The sequence below is a fragment of the Trueperaceae bacterium genome, assembly GCA_036381035.1.
In the GTDB taxonomy this organism is placed as follows: Bacteria; Deinococcota; Deinococci; order Deinococcales; family Trueperaceae; genus DASRWD01.
The window spans coordinates 1-1,916 of sequence record DASVDQ010000157.1 but is presented as its reverse complement, the minus strand read 5'-3'; the positions used below and the strand labels follow the sequence as shown (position 1 = coordinate 1,916).

Annotated in this window: 2 protein-coding genes; both read left to right on the top strand. The window is 73.6% G+C overall.

Going from position 1 to position 1,916, the window contains the following annotated elements; genetic code table 11:
• A partial coding sequence (locus VF202_15615; protein ID HEX7041544.1) for a hypothetical protein occupies positions 1-616 on the top strand: 616 nt, incomplete at its 5' end.
• Between the two features lie 75 nt (positions 617-691).
• Positions 692-1,916, top strand: a 1,225-nt coding sequence (locus VF202_15610; GenBank protein HEX7041543.1) for a BTAD domain-containing putative transcriptional regulator, incomplete at its 3' end; no start/stop codon positions are given.

Sequence of the window (1,916 nt, the reverse complement as noted above, 5' to 3'; positions counted from 1 at the left end):
GGGGCAGTTCAACACGATGGCGGCGATCGCCAGGGCGGAGCAGGCCGGCGCCGAGCTCGTCGTCCTGGTGCCCGGCGAGGACACGGCGGAGGCGATAGTGGGGATCAGCGACCAGACCCGCGCCGCGATCGAGAGGGACCTGGCGTCCGGGTACCTCGTCGTGGTGCCCGATGTCTTCCCGGCGGAGGAGACGCTGGTGGGCTGGTGGCGCGTGGACAGCGAGGGTTGGGAGACCTTGGGCGTGATCAGCGACGGCCGCGGTGCGGCGGTCCCCGAGTGGCTCCTCGACCTTGCCGGCAACATCGGCGCTCTGGGTTTCATGGCCGGGTTCCTCTGTCTGATGGACCACGCGTTTGGGGCCAGGTACCCGCTCGGCGCCGAGCGCCATAGCGTCCTCAGCTGCGTCGGCCTGGCAGTCGGCGGTGCGGCATCTGCGGCAGCCGCCCTCGGCTACGGGCTGGTCGCCACCATCGCAGCGATGGTCGCTGGGGTGATAAAGCTCGTCGGGTTCGTATCGGCCGCGCCTGTGGGGACCCCCGTCGAACGACGTGCCGCCCTGCCGGCGTCGTGGTTCCCTAGGGCCGCCGTCGTGAACCTGCCGGCACGCAGTACCTGATGAAGCCGGCGGGGGCTCACGGCCGCCCGGGCGTCTGCGCGTTCTCATCGGGCTCTCAGGCCCTATCATCTTCGCGTGGTCCTGCGCGCGGACCTGTTGGGGGGCGTCCGGTTCACCTGGGCCGGAGCCGACGTCATGCCGCGTTCGCGCAAGGGGACGGCCCTCCTCGCCTTCCTCTGCCTGAGCGAGAGGGCGGTGCGTCGCGAGGACCTGGCGGAGCTCCTGTGGGGCCCCGGTCGGTCGGCGAACCTACGGCAAGAGCTCTACGAGCTGCGCCAACTGCCCGGAGCCGCCGCTTGGCTGAAAGACGGGGACGACGCCGTCGCGGTGGCGGCAGAGACGGATGTCGCCGAGCTCGAGGCCACGGGAGAGCTGCCCGGCTTCCCATCTGGCGTGACGCTGCGGCTGCTGCCCGGACTCGGCCGCGTAAACGCCCCAGCCTTCAGGGACTGGCTCGAGCAGGAGCGCGCCCGCGTGGCCGCCCTGGCGGCGAAGGCTTGGCGGGAGCGCGCCGAACGGCTCGAGGAGGAGGGCCGGTACGAGGAGGCGCTCGCGGTCGTCGACGCTGCGCTGGCCGCCGAGCCCCTCGATGAGCGGCTGCACCGCGTCGGCATGCGCTGTGCCTACCTCTCTGGGGACACGGCGGCAGCGCTCGCGCGCTTCGAAGCCTGCCGCGAGGTTCTGGGCCGCGAGGTCGGCGGGGAGCCCTCTGACGAGACGTCGCGGCTCGCAGCGGCGATCGGTCGCGGCGACCGGCTCGCCTCGTCCCTAGACCCCGGCAGGCTCGGGCCCGATCTGAAGGCTCTCGTCGAGGCCCTGACCGTGGCCGGCGAGGCGCTCGACGCCGAGCTGCTCGCCGGGGTCGTGGGGCGCCAGCCCGAGGACGTCTCGACCGACCTAGCGCGCCTCGAGCGCGGCGGCTGGCTGGACGACCACCTCGTCCTCGTCCCCGAGGCGGCGAGCCGGGCGCACAGGACCATGCCTGCGGCCACGAGGCGATGGCTGCATCGCAGGCTGGCCGACGAGCTGAGCAGGGCGCCCGGCGTGGCACCAGCCAGGGTCGCGGCCCACCTTCTCGGCGCCGCACGACCCGCCGAGGCCGCACCGCTGCTCGTCGCGGCGGCCGAAGCCATGGTCGGCCGGGCCGAGCCGGCGAGCGCCGTTCCTCACCTGCTCAGGGCGCTGTGGGCCTCCTGGGAGGACAGGGAGACGAGGCTCCGAGCCGCGCTGCTCCTCGAGGGCTGCGCGTCGCAGACCGGCGACGCCGGGCTGCAGGAGGCGGCCCTGGAGGCGGCCGAGG